Annotated in this window: 17 protein-coding genes and 1 pseudogene; 7 read left to right on the top strand and 11 right to left on the bottom strand. The window is 63.6% G+C overall.

All coding sequences use genetic code 11. The features are described from left to right. Positions 1 to 204: 204 nt before the first annotated feature. Positions 205 to 2217, top strand: coding sequence for an acetyl-CoA carboxylase biotin carboxylase subunit (locus ACR64R_RS10600; protein WP_487361575.1), 2013 nt, complete (start codon positions 205 to 207; stop codon positions 2215 to 2217). Positions 2218 to 2337: 120 nt separating this feature from the next. After that, a complete protein-coding gene (gene dnaE, locus ACR64R_RS10595) occupies positions 2338 to 5865 on the top strand; it encodes a DNA polymerase III subunit alpha (protein WP_487361574.1) in 3528 nt (1175 codons plus the stop codon). 16 nt (positions 5866 to 5881) lie between these two features. Here dnaE and ACR64R_RS10590 read toward each other — a convergent pair whose 3' ends face one another. Then, positions 5882 to 6769, bottom strand: coding sequence for a DMT family transporter (locus tag ACR64R_RS10590; protein ID WP_487361573.1), 888 nt, complete (start codon positions 6767 to 6769; stop codon positions 5882 to 5884). A gap of 74 nt (positions 6770 to 6843) precedes the next feature. Between ACR64R_RS10590 and ACR64R_RS10585 the strand changes: the two genes are divergently transcribed. Then, positions 6844 to 7491, top strand: coding sequence for a hypothetical protein (locus tag ACR64R_RS10585; protein ID WP_487361572.1), 648 nt, complete (start codon positions 6844 to 6846; stop codon positions 7489 to 7491). A gap of 4 nt (positions 7492 to 7495) precedes the next feature. On the opposite strand, the gene ACR64R_RS10580 is transcribed toward ACR64R_RS10585, so the two are convergent. Then, positions 7496 to 8824, bottom strand: a complete 1329-nt coding sequence (locus ACR64R_RS10580) for a DNA polymerase IV (RefSeq protein ID WP_487361571.1) — start codon at positions 8822 to 8824, stop codon at positions 7496 to 7498. Between the two features lie 65 nt (positions 8825 to 8889). On the opposite strand from ACR64R_RS10580, the pseudogene ACR64R_RS10575 reads away from it, so the two are divergent. Continuing rightward, positions 8890 to 9466 (top strand): annotated as a pseudogene (locus ACR64R_RS10575) (N-acetyltransferase family protein). Between the two features lie 100 nt (positions 9467 to 9566). Continuing rightward, complete coding sequence (locus ACR64R_RS10570; RefSeq protein ID WP_487361570.1) at positions 9567 to 11147, top strand: hypothetical protein; 1581 nt, start codon at positions 9567 to 9569, stop codon at positions 11145 to 11147. A 9-nt stretch (positions 11148 to 11156) separates the two neighbouring features. On the opposite strand, the gene ACR64R_RS10565 is transcribed toward ACR64R_RS10570, so the two are convergent. After that, entirely contained in the window at positions 11157 to 11810 is a 654-nt protein-coding gene (locus tag ACR64R_RS10565) for a type 1 periplasmic-binding domain-containing protein (protein ID WP_487361569.1), read from the bottom strand. Next, positions 11807 to 12106, bottom strand: a complete 300-nt coding sequence (locus tag ACR64R_RS10560) for a DUF3572 domain-containing protein (protein WP_487362412.1) — start codon at positions 12104 to 12106, stop codon at positions 11807 to 11809. Before ACR64R_RS10560 ends, ACR64R_RS10565 begins: the two co-directional genes overlap by 4 nt. 236 nt (positions 12107 to 12342) lie before the next feature. Between ACR64R_RS10560 and ACR64R_RS10555 the strand changes: the two genes are divergently transcribed. Continuing rightward, positions 12343 to 12714, top strand: coding sequence for a response regulator (locus ACR64R_RS10555; RefSeq protein ID WP_027166515.1), 372 nt, complete (start codon positions 12343 to 12345; stop codon positions 12712 to 12714). Between the two features lie 33 nt (positions 12715 to 12747). Beyond that, positions 12748 to 14121: a PleD family two-component system response regulator gene (locus tag ACR64R_RS10550; protein ID WP_487361568.1), complete on the top strand. Its 1374-nt coding sequence runs from the start codon at positions 12748 to 12750 to the stop codon at positions 14119 to 14121. Positions 14122 to 14612: 491 nt separating this feature from the next. Here the strand turns inward: ACR64R_RS10550 and rpmG are convergent, their stop codons facing one another. From rpmG to topA, 7 genes are all read right to left on the bottom strand, one after another. After that, positions 14613 to 14780 carry a 50S ribosomal protein L33 gene (gene rpmG, locus ACR64R_RS10545; RefSeq protein ID WP_040995604.1) on the bottom strand — a complete coding sequence of 56 codons (168 nt, stop codon included), beginning with the start codon at positions 14778 to 14780 and terminating at the stop codon, positions 14613 to 14615. Positions 14781 to 14936: 156 nt separating this feature from the next. Beyond that, positions 14937 to 15395 (bottom strand): YqfO family protein, encoded by a 459-nt coding sequence (locus ACR64R_RS10540; RefSeq protein WP_487361567.1) that lies wholly within the window; start codon positions 15393 to 15395, stop codon positions 14937 to 14939. 93 nt (positions 15396 to 15488) lie between these two features. Further along, positions 15489 to 16664 (bottom strand): MFS transporter, encoded by a 1176-nt coding sequence (locus ACR64R_RS10535; RefSeq protein ID WP_487361566.1) that lies wholly within the window; start codon positions 16662 to 16664, stop codon positions 15489 to 15491. A 20-nt stretch (positions 16665 to 16684) separates the two neighbouring features. Beyond that, on the bottom strand, positions 16685 to 17425 hold the full coding sequence (locus tag ACR64R_RS10530; protein WP_487361565.1) for an NUDIX hydrolase: 741 nt from the start codon (positions 17423 to 17425) through the stop codon (positions 16685 to 16687). Between the two features lie 88 nt (positions 17426 to 17513). Next, positions 17514 to 17960 (bottom strand): DUF983 domain-containing protein, encoded by a 447-nt coding sequence (locus ACR64R_RS10525; RefSeq protein ID WP_487361564.1) that lies wholly within the window; start codon positions 17958 to 17960, stop codon positions 17514 to 17516. Next, positions 17960 to 20266 carry a ribonuclease R gene (rnr, locus tag ACR64R_RS10520; protein WP_487361563.1) on the bottom strand — a complete coding sequence of 769 codons (2307 nt, stop codon included), beginning with the start codon at positions 20264 to 20266 and terminating at the stop codon, positions 17960 to 17962. Before rnr ends, ACR64R_RS10525 begins: the two co-directional genes overlap by 1 nt. 5 nt (positions 20267 to 20271) lie before the next feature. After that, the gene (topA, locus tag ACR64R_RS10515; RefSeq protein ID WP_487361562.1) at positions 20272 to 22839 is read right to left on the bottom strand and encodes a type I DNA topoisomerase; all 2568 of its coding nucleotides are present in this window, start codon (positions 22837 to 22839) and stop codon (positions 20272 to 20274) included. Between the last annotated feature and the right edge of the window lie 37 nt (positions 22840 to 22876).

The following is a 22876-nucleotide window of genomic DNA, read 5'->3' as shown; positions in this document are numbered from 1 at the left end:
GCTGCCCGTGGCGAATGCCAGCCTGCCACCCCTTTGACGTTGGGAATAGTATTAGCGAGTCCCGGGCTGCCGGCCAATGTCTTTTGCGACGTTTTTCGGCGTGGTTCCTGCAATCGTAAGCGGCTGCAAGCCAACCGCGGACACTTGAGGCGGGCCGTAATTATCCATAGAACTGGACCTCTTCGCCGGAGGAACGACATCCGAATGTTCAAGAAGATCCTGATCGCCAATCGCGGCGAGATCGCCTGCCGCGTCATCAAGACGGCGCGCAAGATGGGGATCGCCACAGTCGCGGTCTATTCGGATGCCGATCGCGACGCCGTGCATGTCGAAATGGCCGACGAAGCGGTGCATATCGGACCGCCGCCGGCGGCACAGAGCTATCTGTTGCCTGACAAGATCATCGCCGCCTGCAAGGAGACCGGGGCGGAAGCCGTGCATCCGGGCTATGGCTTCCTTTCGGAGCGCGCTTCTTTCTGCGAGGCGCTTGAGAAGGAAGGCATCGTCTTCATCGGACCGAAGCCCAAGGCCATCAAGGCGATGGGCGACAAGATCGAATCGAAGAAGTTCGCAAGCGAGGCCAAGGTCTCCACGGTGCCCGGTTGGTTAGGTGTCATCGAAGATGCCGACCACGCCGAGAAAATAGCTGGCGAGATCGGCTATCCGGTGATGATCAAGGCTTCGGCCGGCGGTGGCGGCAAGGGCATGCGCATAGCCTGGAGCAAGGCGGAGGTACGCGACGGCTTCGAGCGGGCGCGCTCGGAGGCGAAAAGCTCCTTCGGTGACGATCGCGTCTTCATCGAGAAGTTCGTCGTCGATCCGCGCCATATCGAGATCCAGGTGCTGGCCGACGCGCATGGCAACGCGCTCTATCTCGGCGAGCGCGAATGCTCGATCCAGCGCCGCAACCAGAAGGTGGTCGAGGAGGCGCCATCGCCATTCCTCGACGCCGGAACCAGAAAGGCCATGGGCGAGCAAGCGGTGGCGCTGGCGAAGGCCGTCGATTACCAGAGCGCCGGCACGGTCGAGTTCATCGTCGACAAAGACAAGAACTTCTATTTCCTTGAAATGAATACACGATTGCAGGTCGAGCACCCGGTGACCGAGCTCGTGACCGGCATCGACCTGGTCGAGCAGATGATCCGCGTCGCCGCCGGCGAAAAGCTCGCCATCATGCAGGACGACGTGGAGCTCAATGGCTGGGCGGTGGAGAGTCGCCTTTACGCGGAGGATCCGTTCCGCAACTTCCTGCCCTCGATCGGCCGGCTGACCCGCTACCGGCCGCCGCATGAAGGCAGGTTCGGCGAAATCGTCGTCCGCAACGATACCGGCGTCACCGAGGGCTCGGAAATCTCGATGTTCTATGACCCCATGGTGGCGAAACTCTGCACCTGGGCGCCGACGAGGCTCGAGGCGATCGACGCGATGTCGGAGGCGCTGGACAGCTTCGTCGTCGACGGCATCGAGCACAACATCCCGTTCCTGGCGGCGCTGATGCAGCACCCGCGCTGGCGTGAGGGCCGTCTCTCGACGGGTTTCATCGCAGAGGAATATCCGGACGGCTTCGCCCCGGCAGAGCCGGATGGCGAGGAGAGGGCAGTGTTTGCCGCGGTCGCAATCGCGATCGAGCTGCTGCGGCGCGACCGGCTCGATCGCCTCGGCGGCAGGCTGGCGCCGCATTCGGGCCATCTCAAGCGCGACTGGGTGGTGAGGATCGGCGCGAACTACCTTTCGGTCGGGATCGTCGACGGCATGGTCTCCATCCCAATGGAAGTCGACCTGTCGATCGATGGCGGCAGGCCGTTGACGGTCGCTTCCGACTGGCGGCCGGGCGACGCGATCTGGCAGGGAACGGTCGGGGCCAACAGGATCGCGGCGCAGATCCGACCGACGCTGAACGGTATGCGCATCGCCTGGAAAGGCATGTCGGTGACGGCGCGCGCCATGCTGCCGCGCATAGCGGAACTCGAAAAGCTGATGCCGGAGAAACTGCCGCCGGACACCTCGAAGATGCTGCTATGCCCGATGCCCGGCCTCGTCGTCTCGATCGCCGTCGCGGAAGGGCAGGAAGTCAAGACCGGTGAGACGCTGGCCGTGGTCGAGGCAATGAAGATGGAAAACGTGCTGCGCGCCGAGCGCGACCTGACGATTACGAAACTCAACGCAAAGCCTGGCGACAGCCTCGCGGTCGATGCGGTGATCATGGAGTTTGCCTAAGAAGAGGCGGTACGGGGCCGCGAGCCTGTGTCCTGTCGGTCGTTTGCGCTGGACTGGCATGGTCTCGTCCGGGACAATACATCCGCACAGATCTGAGTCTTTGGGACGGCGCTAAAAGATATGGCGGATGAACGACTTCCACGCGACCCGTTGCAGCGCGAAGCAGCCGTGAAGGCCGCGCGGCCCGAAGCGCCGGCGCGGACCTTCATTCATCTGCGCGTTCATTCGGCCTATTCGCTGCTGGAGGGCGCCTTGCAGCTCGGCGCGATTGTCGGCCATGCGGTCAAGGACGAGGCGCCGGCGATCGCCGTCACCGATACCAACAACCTCTTCGGCGCGCTCGAATTTGCCCAGAAGGCGGTCAAGGACGGCATCCAGCCGATCATCGGCTGCCAGGTCGACCTTGCCTTTGCCGGCGAAGCGAGCGACGCCCAGCGAGACCGCCGCCGACACGGGCCTGAAATGGCGCCGGTCGTGCTGATTGCTGCCAGCGAGGCCGGCTATGCCAATCTGGTGCGACTGATCAGCAAGGTCTATCTGGAAACGCCGCCCGGCGAGCCGGTGCACCTGACCAGCGCCATGCTGGAAGGCCGTTGCGATGGTTTGATCTGTCTGACTGGTGGTCCGCGCGGCCCGATCGGCAGGGCCCTCAAGGCGGATCGCCGCGATCTCGCCGAGCAGCGGCTGCTCTTCCTCAAAGGGCTGTTCGGCGACAGGCTCTATGTCGAACTGGAACGGGTCGCGGGCTACGACCGCATGGTCGAGAAGTCAACCGTCGACCTCGCTTATAGCCACGAACTGCCGCTGGTCGCCACCAACGAGGCTTTCTTTTCCAAACGTGACGACTACGAGGCGCATGACGCGCTGATCGCCATCGCCGAGGGTTCCGTGGTTGCCGCCGACAACCGCCGGCGGCTTTCGCCGGACAATTTCCTGCGCGGCCAGGCCGAGATGGCGCGGCTCTTCTCGGACTTGCCCGAAGCGATCGACAACACGGTCGAAATCGCCATGCGCTGTTCCTATTATCCGAAGAACCGCAGCCCTATTCTGCCGCGCTTCACCGGCGCCGATGCAGCCGACAAGGATGCGGCCGAGAAGGCCGAGGCCGCCGAGCTCGCCCGCCAGGCGCGCGAAGGCCTGGAAGCACGGCTTGCCGCGCACGGGCCGACGCCTGGCTACACGGTCGAGCAATATCGCGAGCGGCTCGAATTCGAGCTCGGCATCATCGAGAAGATGAAGTTCCCTGGCTACTTCCTGATCGTCGCCGACTTCATCAAATGGGCCAAATCGCAAGGGATCCCGGTCGGGCCGGGGCGCGGTTCGGGCGCAGGCTCGCTGGTCGCTTACTCGACCACCATCACCGACATCGACCCGTTGCGTTTTTCGCTGCTGTTCGAGCGCTTCCTCAATCCGGACCGCGTCTCCATGCCGGACTTCGACATCGACTTCTGCCAGGACCGGCGCGAAGAGGTGATCCGCTACGTCCAGCAGAAATATGGCCGTGACCAGGTCGGCCAGATCATCACCTTCGGCACGCTGCAGGCGCGCGCGGTGCTGCGCGACGTCGGTCGTGTGCTGCAGATGCCTTACGGGCAGGTCGACAAGCTCAGCAAAATGGTGCCGCAGAACCCGGCCAATCCGGTCAAGCTGGCGGACGCCATCGCCAACGAGCCGCGCTTCGCCGAGGAGGCGGAGAAGGAGCCGATCGTGCAGACGCTGCTCGACACGGCGCAGAAGCTCGAAGGCCTGTATCGCCATGCCTCCACGCATGCCGCAGGCATTGTCATCGGCGACAGGCCTTTGTCCGAGCTGGTGCCGATGTATCGCGACCCGCGCTCCGACATGCCGGTCACGCAGTTCAACATGAAATATGTCGAGCAGGCCGGGCTGGTGAAGTTCGACTTCCTCGGTCTCAAGACGCTGACCGTGCTGGAAACCGCGGTCAAGCTGATCCGCCGGCGCGGCGTCGACATCAATCTCGCCACGATCCCGCTCGACGATCCCGACACCTATGCCATGCTGTCGCGCGGCGAGGTGGTCGGCGTGTTCCAGGTAGAAAGCGCCGGCATGCGCAAGGCGCTGATCGGCATGCGGCCGGACTGCATCGAGGATATCATCGCGCTGGTGGCGCTCTATCGCCCCGGTCCGATGGAGAACATCCCGACCTACAACGCCAGAAAGCATGGCGAGGAGGAGATGGCTTCGATCCATCCCAAGATCGACCATCTGGTGAAGGAGACTCAAGGGGTCATCGTTTACCAGGAACAGGTGATGCAGATCGCGCAGGAGCTGTCCGGCTACTCGCTCGGCGAAGCCGACCTCCTGCGACGCGCCATGGGCAAGAAGATCCGCGCGGAGATGGACAAGCAGCGCGAGCGCTTCGTCACCGGTGCGGTCGAGCGCGGCGTAAGCAAGCCGCAGGCCGATTTCATTTTCGATCTTCTGGCCAAGTTCGCCGACTACGGCTTCAACAAGTCGCACGCGGCTGCCTATGCGGTCGTCTCCTACCAGACCGCCTATCTCAAGGCGCATTATCCGGTCGAGTTCCTGGCGGCGTCGATGACGCTCGACATGGGCAACACCGACAAACTTGCCGATTTCCGGCAGGATGCCATGCGCCTCGGCATCGAGGTGGTGGCGCCTTCGGTGATGTCGAGTTTTCGTGCGTTCGAGGTCGGCGAGAACAAGATCTTCTATTCGCTTGCGGCGCTCAAAGGCGTCGGTGACGCGGCAGTCGAGCACATCGTCGAGAAGCGCGGCGAAAAGCCGTTCAGAAACCTTGCCGATTTCTGCGAGCGGGTCGATCCGAAGATTGTCGGCAAACGCGTGTTCGAAAGCCTGATCATGGCCGGCGCGCTCGATTGCTTCGGGCATGACCGCGCACAGATGATGGCCGGCGTGGAGCGGATGATGGGGCTCGCCTCTCTGGCGCAGCAGAACGCCATCTCAGGCCAGGCCGACATTTTCGGTACGTCGCTTGGGAGCCAGTCGCAGGCGCTCAACCTACCGGCGACAGATCCGTGGCTTGCCGCGGACCGGCTGCACCGCGAGTTCCAGGTGGTCGGTTTCTATCTCTCGGCGCATCCGCTGGATGAATACAAGGCCGCACTGCAAAAGATGCGGGTCCAGAACTGGGGCGAGTTCTCGGCCGCCGTCAAACGCGGCGCCGCCGCCGGGCGTCTCGCCGGCACCGTCACCACTAAGCAGGAACGCAAGACCCGCACCGGCAACAAGATGGGCGTCGTGCAGTTTTCCGACACGACGGGTCAATACGAGGCGGTGCTGTTTTCGGAAGGTCTGGCGCAGTATCGCGACCTGCTGGAGCCTGGGCGTTCGGTGGTGATCACCGTTTCTGCCGAGGACCGGCCGGAAGGCATCAATCTGCGCATCCAGACCGTGCAGTCGCTGGAGGATGAGGCCAGCCGCATCCAGAAGGCGCTGCGCATCTTCGTGCGCGACGCCGCGCCGCTCGGCACGCTCGCCAGCCAGCTCTCGGTCAAGGGCGAAGGCCAAGTCAGCTTCGTGCTGATCAAGGACGCCGGCCAGGGCGAGGTCGAGATCGAGCTGCCCAACCGCTACCGAATCTCGCCGCAGGTCGCCTCGGCGATGCGCGCCGTGCCCGGTGTTGTCGAGGTCGAGCTGGTCTAGCTCGAGCTGGTGTAGCTCAGGGGGTTGTCGTTTCCGCCTCTGCCAACCGCGGCGTCTTGCGCTGCAGGTTGAGCAAATTGCCTGCCAGGATCAGGGCAGCGCCGCCGGCTGTGAAGATGTCTATCTGCTCGTGATAGAGCAGCCAGCCGACCAGGGCCGACAGCGGCACGCGCAGGAAATCCATCGGCGAGATGATCGTGGCATCGGCGTGAGCCAGCGCGCGCGCCAGGCAGAAATGCGATGACATGCCGCTGAAGGCAATGATGACGATCCATGGCCAGAGCGCGAGCGAGGGATTGCGCCATTCGTACAGGGCCGGGACCAGGCCGACAGCGGATTGGATCAGCAGCATCCAGAAGATGATTCGCAACACGCTGTCGGTTCGGGTCAGCGACTTTACCGTTACCATCGAGATGCCGAAGCAGACGGCGGCGCCCAGAACAAAGAGATGTCCCGGGTCCAGGAATCCGGCGGCTGGGCGTACGATGACGACCACTCCGACAAGGCCGAGAACAATCGAAGCCAGCCTTGCCTTTGAGAGCCTTTCGCCCAGAAAGCTGACGGCCAAAATCGCCGTCCAGATCGGTGTGGTGAATTCGATCGAGATCAGCACGGCGAGCGGGATCAGGGTCAGCGCATAGAGCCAGGCTGCCTGGCCGCTATAGTGGATGACATTGCGGGCGATATGAGCGAGTGGTCGTTGCGTGCGCATGGCCGCGAGCCCCCCACTCGTCATCACCAGCGGCAGCAGGATGAAGAAGCCGATCACCGACCTCAATTCCAGCACTTGGAAGACGTTCAGCTCGGCCGTCGTCTCGCGCCCGGAGATAGACATCGCCAGGAAAGAGGCGATTGACAGGGCCATCCAGAATGCGGCTTTGGGGATCGAGGGTGCGGGTGCCATTTGGAGGCCTATGTCGCAGGCCCGGATCGGGGCCGCAACCGTTACTGGCGTCATTCCGCTGGGCCAGGGGATCCTTGCCAAGAAAACAGTCATCGCCACGGCGGAACCTGACGTCCGGGCATCCGTTAAGCGCACGCCTTGCGTCGGCAGGTGCCGCCGCAAACCTTTCACACTTTTCCTGGAATTTGCCTGAGGAATCACAAGAGGGGAACGCGTTGATGAAATCGACCGCTGCTTTGCTGGCCGCCGCCTGTCTTTTCTGCGTGACGGGCGCGCATGCCGATGAGACGGCTTTCCTGCGTTCGTTGCAGGGCAAGTTCGCCGGCAAGGGAACCGTCAGGATCAGGACGAACACGCCGGTGATGAATATCAATTGCACCTTCACCTCGGACGCGACGGCGGACTCGCTGTCGCTTGATGGCACCTGCCGTGCGTTCTTGATCATGTCGCGGGAAATCCGCGCCGACCTGAAGGTCAGCGGGGCGGGCTACACGGGAACCTATATCGGCTCGCGCAGCGGCCCCGCCGGGCTCAGCGGAACCCGAAAGGGCGATGCGATCGACCTGGACATCCATTGGGCCAAAGTCATCAATGGCGACCGCGATGCGGAACTGACCGTGGAGAAGATTGGTCCGGATAATATGCGGATGACGGTGACCGACAGGGATCCGGCGACCGGCAATATGGTTGTGACGAGCCGGATCGATCTGAAGCGAACCTGACCCTTCAATCTTCCAGCGGCTCCGGCGGGTTGGCGGTGCGACCCTTGCCAAATGTGTAGCCGGTCTCGAGGGCCTTCCTGCCGAACTTGTCTCGCAACGTGTCCATCGCGCCTTCGGCCAGCGCGCGCTTGCGCGACTGCAGGTCGACCAAGTCCGGCGGATCGGCCTTTTCGTCGTCGGAGAGGTCGCTGACGCCGATGCCGAGCAGGCGGAACTTCGTGCCGTCGGCCTCGCGGCGCAACAGGTCGAGGCCGGTCTGGAAGATACGGTCGGCGAGACGGGTTGGATCGCCGAGCTGGCGGTTGCGGGTGCGGGTCTTGAAATCCTGCGTCTTCAGCTTCAGCACCACGGTGCGCCCGGCAATGCCGGATTTCTTCAGCCGCGCCGAGACCTTTTCCGACAGGCCGCGCAGCACCGGCACCAGGTCCGCCAGCGCTCCGATATCGGTGTCGAAGGTGGTTTCGGCCGAGACGCTCTTGGCATCGCCGCTGGGATCGACGGGGCGGTCGTCCTCGCCGCGCGACAGCCGATAGAGCCGGTCGCCCATCACGCCGTAACGGCGCATCAGGTCGCCGCGGTCCATACGCTGCAGCTGGGCGATCATGCGAATGCCGTCGCGCTCAAGCGTCGCGGCCAGCGCCTTGCCGACGCCCCAGATCGTCGTCACCGGCTGTGCGGCCAGGAAGCTCAGCGCTTCGGCTTCGCCGATGACCGATAGGCCGCGCGGCTTGCGGAAATCCGAAGCGATCTTGGCGAGGAACTTGCAGTAGGAGAGGCCGGCCGAAACGGTGATGCCGAGCTCGTTTTCCACCCTCTGCGCGAAACGCGCCAGCACCAGCGCCGGCGGCATGCCGTGCAGCCGTTCGGTGCCGGCCAGATCGAGAAACGCCTCGTCGATCGACAGCGGCTCGACCAGTGGCGTCAACGCCAGCATCAGCGCGCGGACCTCGCGCCCAACGCCGACATATTTCTCCATGTTGGGCGGGATCACCACTGCTTCGGGGCAGAGTTCCAGCGCCTTGAACATCGGCATGGCCGAGCGCACGCCCTGGATGCGGGCGATGTAGCAGGCGGTAGAGACGACGCCGCGCCGACCGCCGCCGACGATGACGGGCCGGTCCTTGAGCGCCGGGTTGTCGCGCTTTTCGATCGCCGCGTAGAAGGCGTCGCAATCGATATGAGCGATCCGCAGCCGGTAAAGCTCCGGGTGACGCACCAAGCGCGGGCTGCCGCAACGGTCGCAGCGTCGCGTCTCCGAGCGCTGGAGCGCCAGGCAGTCACGGCAAAAACCGTGCTCGGGATTGTTGACAGAGGCCGTCATCACTGCGAACATAAAGAGAACAAACGCAATGGTACGACAGCGCAAGGCCGGCAACAAGCTTGCCCTGGAGAGAACGCATGAGCACGACCATAGCACCGCTTACCCCCGAGCGCTGGGTTGATTTCGAGGACCTGTTCGGCAAGCAGGGCGCCTGCTATGGCTGCTGGTGTACGCATTTCCGGTTGGGGCCGGCGGAGCGGCGCGCCAGCAACAAGGAGCGCAACAAGGACCTTATCAGGGCTCGAATCGAGGCGGGCCCTCCGCCTGGACTCTTGGCAATCGAGGACGGCAAGGCCGTCGGTTGGATGCAGGTCGGTCCGCGCGCCGACGTGCCCGAGTGGAACAATCAGGGCAGGGGATCGGCCCCGGTCGATCCGGCCGATGCCGGAGAATCCGGCCGTCTGGGCGATTTCCTGCTTCTTCATCCGCGTCAAGGCGAGGGGAAGAGGCATCACGCACCGGCTCGTCGAGGGAGGCATCGCCTTCGCGCGCGAGAACGGGGCGAGGCTGCTGGAAGCGTGTCCGATGGACCTGTCGCGCGATTCGCGCTCGATCGGACTTTTCGTCGGCTCGTCGCGGGTGTTCGAGAGGGCTGGCTTCGAGAGGCTTGTGGAGCGCAAGCCCGGCCGGCCGCTGATGCGTCTGGTGCTTTAGCCGCGTGCGCTTTTAGCCTACAGTCGGCGTCTTGCGGCTGTAACGCTTCTTGCCTACCAGAAGCGCAGACATCTCGACTTCCGGATCACGGAGAACTCACGTGAAGCGTATTTTGCCACTTGCCTTTGCCCTTGCGCTCAGCGCGCCCGCTTTTGCCCAGACCATCGACGGCCAGGGCGCCAAGGAGCTTTCCGACAATCTGGCGCGCTATTTCGGCAAGCAGGCTTTCGACAAGGGCGTGCTCACGGTTTCGGTCGAAGGCGACGCCTACAAGATCGCGCTCGACGTCAAGGCGCTCGTCTCCGCGCTGCCGGAACAGAAGCTCCTGAAATTCGACATGGCGCCTTACGCGCTGATGGTGAGGCCGCGTAGCGACGGGTCTTGGGATGTCTCGTCGAATTTCTCGCAAGGGGCGTCTTTCGAATTCGATGGTCCGGAAGGCCGCCAGAGCATGGAATTCACGATCAAGGAAGGCAAGTTGACCAGCGTCTACGATCCGGCCCTCGCGGCCTTCACCAATGCAACCAGCTCATTGGCCGGAATGACCATGACGTCCCGGGACGCCAAGCAGCAGGCCGAGGCTTCGACCGGCGCCGGTACCGCCACGGTTGTCGCGACCAAATCCGCCAATGGCGGCGTAGACTTCACGGCGACCCAGAAAGTCTCGGACTTCGTGGAAAGGATCAAGATCGATGATCCCAACAACGGAATGAATTTCCCGCTCACCTTGAAAACACCGGAACTCGCGGTCGATGCAAGCGGCAAAGGCGTGCGGACGAAGCCGTTGCTCGACCTGCTGGCCTTTGTCGTGGCCAACGAGGACGAAGCCAAACTCAAGGCGAACCAGGCCGAGCTCAAATCGCTGATGCTCGCCGCGCTGCCGATCTGGGAAAGGGTCGAGGGCAATTACGGTTTCAAGGATTTCGAGGTGGACAGCCCTGTCGGCAAATTCGGAGCCACGCAATTCAGCACGGCATTCGGCATGGACGGGGTCTCCCAGAACGGCAAGGTCGACTACGCAATCAAGGCTACCGGCCTGACAATCCCGCGGCAGACGCTGCCCGACTGGACCGTCCCGTTGCTGCCCACCGACATCGACCTGAAGTTCGGCGGCGCCAATATCGATCTCGATACTATGGCGAAAAAGGCAATCGAAGCCTTTGATCTCAATAAGAATCCGCCGCTGTCGGATGAATTCGGCAAGGCGCTGGCCGCCGATTTCAAGGCCAAGAATCCGAAGGTCGTCATCGGGCACAGCACGGTGAAGAATGGCGATATCGAGGTGGCGATGGAAGGCGAGATGACGTTTCCCGGCGAAAAACCCGATGCGACCTTGACCGTCGACATCGCCGGCTACGACAAGATCGTCGATGCCTTGAAGGAAGGCGCCAAGAGCGACGAGCAAATGGCGCAGGCCTTTCCTTTCGCCCTGGCCGTCAAAGGCTTCGGCAAGACGCTGCCCGACGGCCGGCTGGAGTGGGTGATCAACACGAAGGCCGACGGATCCGTCGCGGTCAACGGCGCCATGCTGAAGGGGCCGGATGAGGTCCAGGACAACAACTCGGGACAGGGCGACAATCCGAGCCGCGATGGCGGCGCGAACGGATCGGATGATTCAACCGGAGGCGACGGTTCGGACGGAGGCGACAATGGCGGGGCAGGCGCGAAGCTGCAGCCCTGAGCGCCTGAGCTAGAGCCCGAGGGCGTCCGCGATCTTCGGCGCCGCCTCTCGCCAATCCTCGACCGAGAAGATGTCTGGCGGCGTCGGCGGCAGGAAGGCGCGAAGCGAGTTGTCGGCCATAAGATGGAAGAGATGCGCGTCCGCCACGGAATTGCGCGCCGAGATCAAGTTGGAAGGCTGGTCGTCGACGAAGGCGACAGGTCGGGCCTTAAGGCCGCGCAGTTTGGCGATCGCAGGCCCCTTCGCCATCTCGGTGGTCAGCAGCGGGTAGTTCAGGCCGAGCGCATCCAGATGCGCACGGCGCACGGCGCGATGCTTGTGCGGCATGGCGGTCAGCATGACGATCTCGGCGCCTTTTCCGAGCATTTTCAGCGCGTCCGCGGCTCCCTCGGTGATGCTTTGCCACTCTGCCTGGGTGTCGAAGAATTCGCCGAGCAGCTCCGTCACTTCCGGCTGTTCGATCAGCCGGCCGGTCGCCGTTTCGGAGATGTTGCCAGTGAGGCGGAAGGAAGCCAGCGTCAACCCGAAGCCGCGCGTTCTCAGGAAGTGCGGGAAGGGCCGGACGAATTCGAGCACCACATCGTCGACGTCGAGCACCAGCAGCGGTCGGTCATCATGGGCAAGTTCCTCGATCTGCCGCGCCGTTTCGGGATCGTCGCTCACGTCGAACGCTCGTGATCGTCGTTACCAAGCGGAAGGGCGCGCAGCGCCTTGCCGACAGCGGCCGGCGGCGTGCCGGTCTCCTCGGCGAAGCGCAGCAGCGTCGGCTCGTGGGCAAGGATGAACTGCAAAACCCCGGCAAGGAAACCGGGTTCTGCGGCGGCCCTTCGAATCGAGTTCGCCTCAATGCCGGTGATCGACAGGAAGCGGGGCAGAAGTTCGGGGTCCGCGGCGACGAAGCCCAGCGCCTTGACGGCAATGGTTTCAGCTTCCTCGAGCATTGACGCTGCGTTCGCCATCATTACCTTTGGGATGGTGGATTTTTGAGTCTCTCTCCGCAGTAACTGCAAGCGTCGCTTGCGGCAAGCCTCCGCTCCATCGCACAACGTCCGAAGGGCGGAATTGGTGCAGCTTTTCCAACCTCCGGTTTCCGTTTCGTCAATCATATTGGACTAGGGTGGAACAGGGTTGGGTGCGGTCCGAAGGGACGCATTGCGGCGGTCTTCGGCACCGAAGGCTGTCGGGACGGGAAATTATGGCCAAGAAGGTGATGATCGTCGAGGACAATGAGCTCAATATGAAGCTCTTTCGGGACCTCATCGAAGCCAGCGGTTATGAGACGGTCCGCACGCGCAATGGGCTGGAGGCGCTGGATCTGGCGCGCCAGCACCGGCCGGACTTGATCCTGATGGATATCCAACTGCCCGAGGTCTCCGGCCTGGAAGTGACGAAATGGCTGAAGGAAGACGACGAGTTGCATTCGATTCCAGTCATCGCCGTCACCGCCTTCGCCATGAAGGGCGATGAAGAGCGCATCCGCCAGGGCGGCTGCGAGGCCTACATCTCCAAGCCGATTTCGGTGCCGCGCTTCATCGAGACGATCAAATCCTATCTGGGCGATGCCTGATGCCCGAGATCAGTAGAACCGGAGCCTTTTGAGATGACCGCGCGGATCCTCGTCGTCGACGATATCCCCGCCAATGTGCGGCTGCTGGAGGTCCGGCTGCTTGCCGAGTATTTCGAGGTGCTGAGCGCCAGCAACGGCCCGGATGCGATCGAGACCTGCGAGAATGGCAAGGTCGACGTCGTGCTGCTCGACGTTATGATGCCCGACATGGACGGGTTCGAGGTCTGCAAGCGCCTTAAGGGCGATCCGGCCACCTCCCATATCCCGGTCGTGATGATCACCGCGCTCGACCAGATCTCGGATCGGGTGCGCGGCCTCGAAGCCGGGGCGGATGATTTCCTGACCAAGCCGGTCAACGACCTGCAGCTGATGACGCGCGTCAAGAGCCTTGTTCGCCTGAAGTCGCTGACCGACGAGTTGCGGCTGCGCGCCTCCACCACCCGCAATATCGGCATTGAGGAGCTTCTGAACCGCGATTTCGCGACCGAGGATGCCAAGCCGAGGGTGCTTCTGATCGACGAGCGTAGATCTTCGGTCGAACGAATCCGGAAGATGCTTCGCGACAGCGCCGAGCTCGATGTCGCGACCGATCCGAACGTGGGGTTCTTCCAGGCGGCGGAGACACCCTATGAATGCGTGCTGGTCTCGACCGCCTTTTCCAACTTCGATGCGCTCAGGCTGTGCTCGCAGCTGCGTTCGCTCGACCGCACCCGCTTCCTGCCGATCATGCTGCTCGCCGACGAGGGCGACGAGAGCCGTATCCTGCGCGGCCTCGAACTCGGCATCAATGACTATCTGATCCGGCCGATCGACCAGCAGGAACTGACGGCGCGCCTGCGCACGCAAGTGCGGCGCAAACGCTACAACGACCAATTGCGCGCCAGCGTCGCCCAGACGATCGAGATGGCGGTGATCGACGGGCTCACGGGACTCCACAACAGGCGCTATCTCGACAGTCATCTGCAGACGCTGTTCGATCGCGCCGTGGCGCGGCGGCGGCCGTTGTCGGTGATGATCACCGACCTCGACCGCTTCAAGTCGATCAACGACACTTATGGCCATGACGGCGGCGACGACGTGCTGCGCGAATTCGCCAAGCGGCTGCGCAAGAATGTGCGTGGCATTGATCTCGCCTGCCGCTTCGGCGGCGAGGAATTCGTAGTGGTGATGCCGGACACCGACGGCGCGGTCGCCGAGAAGGTGGCCGAGCGTATCCGCGCCGAGATCGCGCAAGCGCCCTTCGCCGTCGGCGATGACGGCAAGGCGATAGAGGTCACGGTCAGTGTCGGCGTATCCTCGCTGCTGAAAGGCGCCGACAGCGTCGCCGCGCTTATGAAGCGCGCCGACCTTGCGCTCTACGAGGCCAAAAGCGGAGGCCGCAACCGGGTGGTTGCCAAGGCTGCCTGACGCGCGCCGCGACCTTCCAGATTCGTGGGTCACACTTTAGGTTTAGCTTGTGGAGCATGTTACCTCTTCCGGGGACATGCTCGTTGAAAGGCGCCGATTCCCGGCCATCCCGACAAGGTTACGAATTTACCTTAACCCAAGCGATTCGGGTGCGGTGGTTAAGAAATGGTTGATTTTTATAAGGTCCTGCGCAAATCTGCGACGCATAGACAGAAGACGAGGCCGGCACGAGGGTAGACTAGCCGGCTCGATCCAAAAATACCCCATGATGCTCAGGTCCGCCGCATCTCCTGGGTCCGTGGGGTCGGCCGGCCGGCGCTGGCACATAGTGGCCTCCTCGTACCGCTGCCAAACGCCGACCGGCCCCCTTATCGAACAACCGACGTCGGAACCTTGCGCTGCACCGCAGTGGGGTTCGTTTGCCGCCGGCGCTTCCGCAAAACAAAAACGCCGCCCTGAAGGCGGCGTTTTGATTTCTCGGCCTAACCAGATTACTTGATCTTGGTTTCCTTGAACTCGACGTGCTTCTTGGCAATCGGATCGTACTTGCGGAACGAGAGCTTGTCCGTCTTGGTACGGCTGTTCTTGCTGGTCACGTAGAAGAATCCGGTGTCGGCGGTCGACAGAAGCTTGATCTTGATGTTTGCGGCTTTGGCCATGATTTTCGTCCGTTAACGTTCGTGGAGTTTTGGCCGCTGGAGCACGGGGAAAACACCCGGACGCGGGAAACTTGGCGCGACACATAAAGAACGCGCCCGGAAAGTCAACCCCGAGCGCGTTCCTTGCCTCATTCCGGCATGGCTGATTCAATTGTTTCAGGCGTTCTGCTCGACCAACTGGCCCACCCTCTTCCAATCGCCCGTCGTGTTCCACCATCGGTTCGGGTTGGCGTGATCGTCCAGGCCCTTGGAGCGGCTGGCCAGCAGCGGCTGGATGCGGATGACGGGCTCCTGGTAGGAATGGGCCTGGAAAATCGCCTCGACGATACGGGCTGCGAGCGCCTGGTCGTCGGCGATCTCGAACGACACTTCGACGGTGCCGGGACGCCGGCGCAATTCGGTCTCGGCGCCGGCGGCGGCGCCGTCGAGCGGACGGTAGCGCTCGATGCCTTGCGCAGACTGGTAGGCGTTGCTGTCATATTTGCCCATGCGCAGCGGCGTAATTGCCACCACCGCCTCCATTATGCGCTCGACATCGGCGGCCGGCGCCTGGAACGTGACGAGCAGAAGCAATTCCATCCTCAGGGATCTGGTTTCAAAACCGCTGTCGATCATCGCAATTCTCCTGCTTCGCGTTTGAGGCAGGATATAGCAGGGGTGCTGCTGACACGGTGATGTCAGCAGACGCGGTGCCGGCGGCGTTCGCCGCTAGACGATCTTACGCACCAGCCTGACCAGGACCAGGGCCATGTAGGCGGCGAAGAATATCGCCAGCGACCAGCCGAAGCCGGATGGGCCGAAGGCATCCATGCCGATGCCGATCGCCTGCGGGCCGATCACCATGCCGACGCCGTAGCAAAGCACGAAGGCCGCGTTGGCCGACGCCAACTCATGCCCGGAAAGCTGGGAGCCGAGATGAGCAAGGCCGATCGTGTACATGGCCGCGACAACGCCGCCCCAGACGAAAAGGAGAGCCGCCATCAGATGCCAGTTTTGAGCGAAGAGGGGCATGAACACCGTGCCGACCAGACCGACCGTGGCACAGGCCAGGAGCAGATAGCGGCGATCCGAGATACGGTCGCTGATCATGCCGATGGGGATCTGCAGAAGTACGTTGCCGAGCCCGATCATCGTCAGCAACAGGGCTGCGTCGGCTTCCGAGTAGCCGATCCGGCTGCCGTAGATGGGAAACAGCGAGAAGCCGCCGGTCTCGACGGCGCCGAAAACGAGGACGGCAAACGTCGCGGTCGGCACCAGCCAGACGTAGCGCAGGAAATGGGCCGTTTCGCTGTCGGCAACGATGGTCGGGCTTTCATTTCGGGCCGCCAGCACCGGGATAGCGGCAAGTGTGACCAGCGCTATGGTGACGCCGAATGGCAGGAAGCCCGAACTGCCGAGGTGAGCGAACAGCCACGGTCCGGCTGCAAACCCGAGCGACAGCACGGTCGCGTAGATGCCGAGCACAAGGCCCCGGCGGTTTGGCGGTGCGGAAGTGCTGATCCAGAATTCCGACAGGATGAACAGCACCGTCAGCGAGATATGCAGCGCGACGCGGAGGGGAAACCACATCCAGAAGTCAGGTGCGAAATGGAAGCCGACGAAGGCGAACGCGCCGACGGCAATCATCAACAACATGGTCCAGGCGACGCCGAGCCGCATGGCAAGCGGTGTCGCGAGCGGAGCGCCGGCAATCGAAGCGAGGCCGGCCACAGCGGTGTTGAGGCCGATCATCGAAGCGGAATGGCCGCGGCTTTCCAGAATGACGCTGAGCAGCGGCATGCCGAGGCCGATCGCGATGCCGACGACGCTGATCGAGGAGATCGCCGCGATCATAGGCAGCCAGTGTACGCGTTCGTCGCCCTTGTCTTGGGTATCGACCGTCATGGGATGAAAATGCTCTGTTTCTAAAGGACTTCACGGACAAACCGGTTGCGGACGAGCCGGAAGAACGGCACCGCGCCTCCCGGCCGCAGCAATGGATCATCGGCAAGCCGCTTTTCCAGTTCTTCCAGGATCATGCCGGTGATATCGGGGATGTCGGCCTTGCGGGCGTCGGCCAGCGGCAGCCAGACCAGTTCTTCCAGTTCGTTGGTCGGGCCTCCGTCGGGCAATTCCACGGCGACGTCGTGGCGCCAGGCGCTGAAGAAACGCGTATCGAAGCGGCGCACGCGGTTGGGCGGGGTGATGGCGCGGGCGATGACGCGAAGCACGTCCAATGACGGGACCACGCCATGGTCGACGAAACCCTGCCAGTCGCGCTTCGCGGTCGAGAAGGCGCCTTTGCGGCCAATCAGCAGGCCGGCTTCCTCGTAGGTCTCGCGAATTGCCGACAGGGCGATCGCGCGCGCCCGCGCCGCGCTCGCGCGGCCGGGACCGGCGAGCAGCTTGCTCTCTTCCTCGCCGTGCAGGGGAGCGCAAACGGCAATGCGGCTGTCCGCCGGGTCGGTGCGGCCGCCGGGGAAGACGAATTTCCCGGGCATGAAGGCGTGGCCGGCGTGGCGCCGCCCCATCAGCACCAGGACATCATTGTCCCTGCGGTCGAGGAGAATGAGGGTCGCGGCATCGCGCGGTCGCAGCGCCCGGCCGCTGCTCACGGCCAGGCCTTTATCGAGCTTGTCGACATCGGCCTTGGTCATTCCTCTCATGCGCCCGACCTAGCGGAAACTCTCAGGATGCGAAAGTGGCTTACGCGTCGCGGCTTTTGCACCAGGACGGACAGCCGTTCGGCCCGGCTTACGGATGGCTCTCGAATTCGTCCTTCTCGTCGCCGAAGCCGTGCATATAAAGCGCCCATTGCAGGCCGATGACGGCACCCTTGACCGGTTGCAGCAGCACGAGCGCGAGAATGATGGTCAACGGCACCCAGATCAGCGCGTGCTGCCAGGTCGACAGCGTGGTCGTGGCCTCGACCGCCATGAAGGAGCCGACCACGATATGGCCGACAATGACGATGACCAGGTAGGCAGGCAGGTCGTCCGCGCGATGGTGGTGGAGCTCCTCGCCGCAGACCTCGCACCTATCCACGGGTTTCACGAAAGCGCTGAACAGCTTTCCCTTGCCGCAATGCGGGCAACGGCCGAGCAAGCCGCGCCTGATCGCCGTCCACAGCGGGCGCGCGAGGCGCCCCGAATGATGCTCGCCGCCGAAAACCTGTTCTTGCACCCGCAGATCGCCTGGCATTATCGTCTCCTGCCGCGCGGTCCCGAACGTGATTGCGACGCGCGGGCGCGGCCCTTGGTCTTGTGGAACGACCGCCTCGAGCCGGGCAGGGGCTTCGGGTCGGTCAGCATCTCGAAACGCATCGCGCCGGCCATTGGCGCGACCTCGACCAACCGGACTTCGACGCGATCGGCAAGCTGGTAGCCCTTGCCTGTGCGTTCTCCGAAGAGCGATCGGGCGGTTTCGTCGTAGATATAGTAGTCGCCACCCAAACTTGACACCGGAATAAAGCCGTCCGCGCCATACTGCGGCAATTGGACAAAGAGCCCCGCCTTGGTGACGCCGGAGATGCGCGCGTCGAACGTATCGTCGACGCGCTCCGCGAGATAGGCTGCAATCAGCCGGTCGACCGTGTCGCGCTCGGCGGCCATGGCGCGGCGTTCCGTGGCCGAGATCAGCGCGGCGACCTCTTCCAGCCGGTCCGCCTCCTGCTGCGTCAGCCCACCGGGCCCAAGGCCAAGCGCGGAGATCAGCCCTCGGTGCACGATCAAATCGGCATAGCGGCGGATGGGCGAGGTGAAATGCGCGTAGCGCCTCAGGTTGAGCCCGAAATGGCCGATGTTCTTCGGCGAATACTCCGCCTGGCTCTGCGAGCGCAGCACGACTTCGTTGACCAGCGCCTCGTTGTCTGCGCCGCGCACCCGCTCCAGAATGCCGTTGAACTGGCTCGGCCGCATCTGCGCGCCGCGCGCCAACGACAGGCTGAGCGTCTGCAGGAAGTCGCGCAGCGATTCCTGCTTGGCGAGCGAGGGCGCGTCATGGATGCGGTAGACGAGGGGCTCTTTCTTGCCCTCCAATGTCTCGGCGGCCGCGACATTGGCCTGGATCATGAATTCCTCGATGAGTTTATGCGCGTCGAGCCGTTCCGGCACGATGACCCGGTCGACGGTGCCGTCGGCCTTCAACAGGATCTTGCGCTCCGGCAGGTCGAGTTCCAACGGCTGGCGTGAGTCGCGGCCCCGCCTGAGCACCGCATAGGCATCCCATAACGGCCTCAAGACGCCGTCGAGGATCAGCCGCGTCTTGTCGTCGGGAGCGCCGTCGATCGCGGCCTGCGCCTGGGGGTAGGAGAGCTTGGCCGCCGATTTCATCATGACACGGTGGAAGGAATGCCGGAGCTTGCGGCCCTCCGAGGAGAAGGTCATGCGCACGGCGATCGCCGGCCGGTTCTCGCCTTCGCGCAGCGAGCAGAGATCGTTGGAGATGCGCTCGGGCAGCATCGGCACGACCCGGTCCGGGAAATAGACCGAATTGCCGCGCTTCAAGGCTTCGCGATCAAGCGGCGTGCCATAGCGGACATAGGCGGCGACATCCGCGATCGCCACGGTGACGACTACGCCCCCGGCATTGGTCTCGTCCGTATCGGGCGCCGCGAAGACGGCGTCGTCATGGTCCTTGGCGTCGGCAGGGTCGATAGTCACCAGCGGCAGGTCGCGCCAGTCCTCGCGGTGAGCAAGAGTCGCCGGCTTCACCGCATCGGCCTCGTCGATGACGTCCGCCGGAAAGACATGGGGAATGTCATGGGCGTGGATGGCGATCATCGAGACCGCCTTCTCGCTGGCCAAGGACCCCAGCACCGCCAGCACCTTGGCGCGCGGCAGGCCGAAGCGCGAGGCGCGCGCCGGTTCGACCTCGACGAGGTCGCCGTTCCTGGCGCCGTTCTGGAATTCCTTGTCGACGACCAGTTCCGGCTGCCGCCGTTCCACCGGCTCGATGCGAAACGTGCCATCCTTCAGCACACGGAAGACGCCGAGCACCGCGTCGCTGCGCTTCTCGAATATCTTCATCACCCGCCCGGTATAGGCAGGCCCTGACGGATCGTCGGTCGGGAAAGTCTTGGCTAAAACGCGGTCGCCGATGCCGGGCGCCGGGCCGCTGGCGCCGCGCGAAACGCGGATGGCGATAACGGGTGGCGAACCGGGCCCGGCGTATTCGTTGGGATGCGCCAGCAGCACGCCGTCCTCATCGCGGCCGAAAATGTCGAGCACAGCGACGTGAGGCACGGCGCCCACGCGGGTGAGCCGATTCCGCTCCTTGTTGAGCAGGCCCTCATCCTGGAGATCGCGCAACATGTCCTTCAGCCAGACGCGGTCCTCGCCGCGCAGGGCGAAGGCCTTGGCGATCTCGCGTTTGCCGGAGCGATCCGGGTTCTCGGCGATGTAGCGCAGCAGCTCGTCGCGCGAGGGTCGGTAGTCGTCCTTGACCTTGGCCCTCGTGTCGGCGTTGCGCGGATCGCCGTGGCTTCGTCCGGAGATCCTGCGCGCCACGTCCGCTACCCCTTCTTCGCGCCCCGACGGAAAGGCTTCTTGCCGCCTCCGCCCTTGGCTTCCTTCTCGGCAATCAGGGCAAGCGCTTCTTCCATCGTCACCGATTGCGGGTCCTTGCCCTTGGGCAGCGTCGCATTGACCTTGCCGTAGTTTACATAGGGACCGTATTTGCCGTCGCGCACGACGATCTTGCCGCCGCCGTCGGGATGGTCGCCAAGTTCCTTCAGGGCCGCCGCCGTGGCGCCGTTGCGGCCGCCCTTGCCCTTCTGCTGCTTCTCGGCGATCACCGAGACAGCGCGGTTCAAGCCGATCGAGAACACGTCCTCGATGCTCTCCAGATTGGCATAGGTGCCGTCATGCAGAACGAACGGGCCGTAGCGACCGAGGCCGGCCGAGATCATCTTGCCGGTCTCGGGATGTTTTCCCACATCGCGCGGCAGGGCCAGCAACGCCAGCGCCTTCTCATGGTCGATCGATTCCGGCGTCCAGCCCTTGGGCAGGCTGGAGCGCTTGGCCTCCTTGCCCTCGCCGCGCTGGATGTAGGGGCCGAAACGGCCGCTCCTCAGTGTGATTTCCTCGGCGGTGTAGGAATCCTTGCCGAGCAGCTTGACGCCGTCCTCACCATTGCCGTTCTCGCCATTGGGATTGGCGGCGTCGCCGAGCTGGCGAGTATAGGAACACTCCGGATAGTTAGAGCAGCCGACGAAGGCACCGAACTTGCCGAGCTTCAGCGACAGATTCCCGGTGCCGCATTTCGGACAGATGCGCGGATTTGAGCCGTCCTCGCGCTCGGGGAAGACCAGCGGCGCGAGCTCTTCGTTGAGGGCATCGAGCACGTCGGTGACACGCAGCTCCTTGATGTCGTCGACGGCACCGGAGAAATCCTTCCAGAAGTCGCGCAGAACGTCCTTCCAGGCGAGCTTGCCGTCGGAAATCTCGTCCAGCTTTTCCTCGAGCGAAGCGGTGAAGTCATATTCGACATAGCGCTCGAAGAAGCTTTCGAGGAAGGCAGATAGCAGCCGGCCCTTGGCCTGCGGCACCAGCCGGCGCCGGTCGATGGTGACGTAGTCGCGGTCCTCGAGCGTCTTCAGGATTGCGGTGTAGGTCGACGGCCGGCCGATGCCCAACTCTTCCAGCTTCTTGATCAGCGACGCCTCGGAATAGCGCGGCGGCGGCTCGGTCGTGTGCTGGGTGGCGTTGATCGCCTCGCGGGCAAGCTGCTCGCCGGCGCGGATCTCGGGCAGGCGGCGGCTCTCCTCGTCCTCCGCGTCCTCGTCTTTCTGGTCGGTATAGGCGGCAATGAAGCCGTCGAAGCGGATGACCGAGCCGACCGCGCGCAGCTCCGCGGTGCGGGCGCCGTTGACCGCCTCGATCTCGACCGTGGTGCGCTCGATTTCGGCCGGCTGCATCTGGCTGGCGATGGCGCGCTTCCAGATCAGCTCGTAGAGGCGTGCCTGGTCTGCGTCGAGATATTTCCGGACGGAAGCCGGCGTGCGCTTGAAATCGGTGGGGCGGATCGCCTCATGCGCTTCCTGGGCGTTCTTGGCCTTGGTGGTGTAGAAACGCGGCTTTTCCGGCAGGTATTTCGCGCCGAATTCGCTGACGATGGCGCTGCGTGCAGCCTCGATCGCCTCCGGCGCCATCTGAACGCCGTCGGTTCGCATATAGGTGATGAGGCCCGCGGTCTCGCCGCCGACATCCATGCCTTCATAGAGCTTCTGCGCCACCTGCATGGTGCGATTGGCTGAAAAGCCAAGCCCGGAAGAGGCGGCCTGCTGCAGCGTCGAGGTGGTGAAGGGCGGGCCCGGATTGCGCTTGGTGGGCTTGGCCTCGACCGACAATGCCTTGAAGGTCGCGCCTTCCAGCATCGCCTTGATGTCGTCGGCCTGCGCCTTGTTGGCGATGTCGAGTTTTTGCAGCTTCTTGCCGGCGAAGGCGGTCAGACGCGCCTCGAAACTATCATTGCGAGGCGTGTTGAGAATGGCGGCGATCTGCCAGAATTCCTCGCGGATAAAGCGCTCGATCTCGGATTCACGGTCGCAGACCAGGCGCAGCGCCACCGACTGCACGCGGCCGGCCGAACGGGCGCCCGGCAATTTGCGCCACAGCACCGGCGACAGCGTGAAGCCGACGAGATAGTCGAGCGCGCGGCGGGCGAGGTAGGCGTCGACCAGTGGGGCGTCGATCTGGCGCGGATGGGCCATCGCATCCAGCACCGAGGCCTTGGTGATGGCGTTGAAGACGACGCGGCTCACCGGCTTGTCCTTGAGCGCGCGCTTCTGCTTCAGGACTTCCAGCACGTGCCAGGAAATCGCCTCGCCCTCGCGATCGGGGTCGGTGGCGAGGATCAGGCCGTCGGCATCCTTGACCGCCTTGGCGATGTCGGCGAGGCGCTTGCCCGAGGCGGTGTCGACCGACCAGGACATGGCGAAGTCCTCATCGGGGCGCACCGAGCCGTCCTTGGCAGGCAGATCGCGGACATGGCCGAACGAGGCCAGGACCTTATAGTTCTTGCCGAGATATTTGTTGATTGTCTTCGCCTTGGCCGGCGATTCGACGACGACGACGTCCATGAGGTCTCTTAATCAGCTGTGAGGTGGCGGAAGAACC

The organism is Mesorhizobium sp. MC2-1-1 (assembly GCF_057597255.1).
This window is presented reverse-complemented; position numbering and strand designations above follow the sequence as displayed.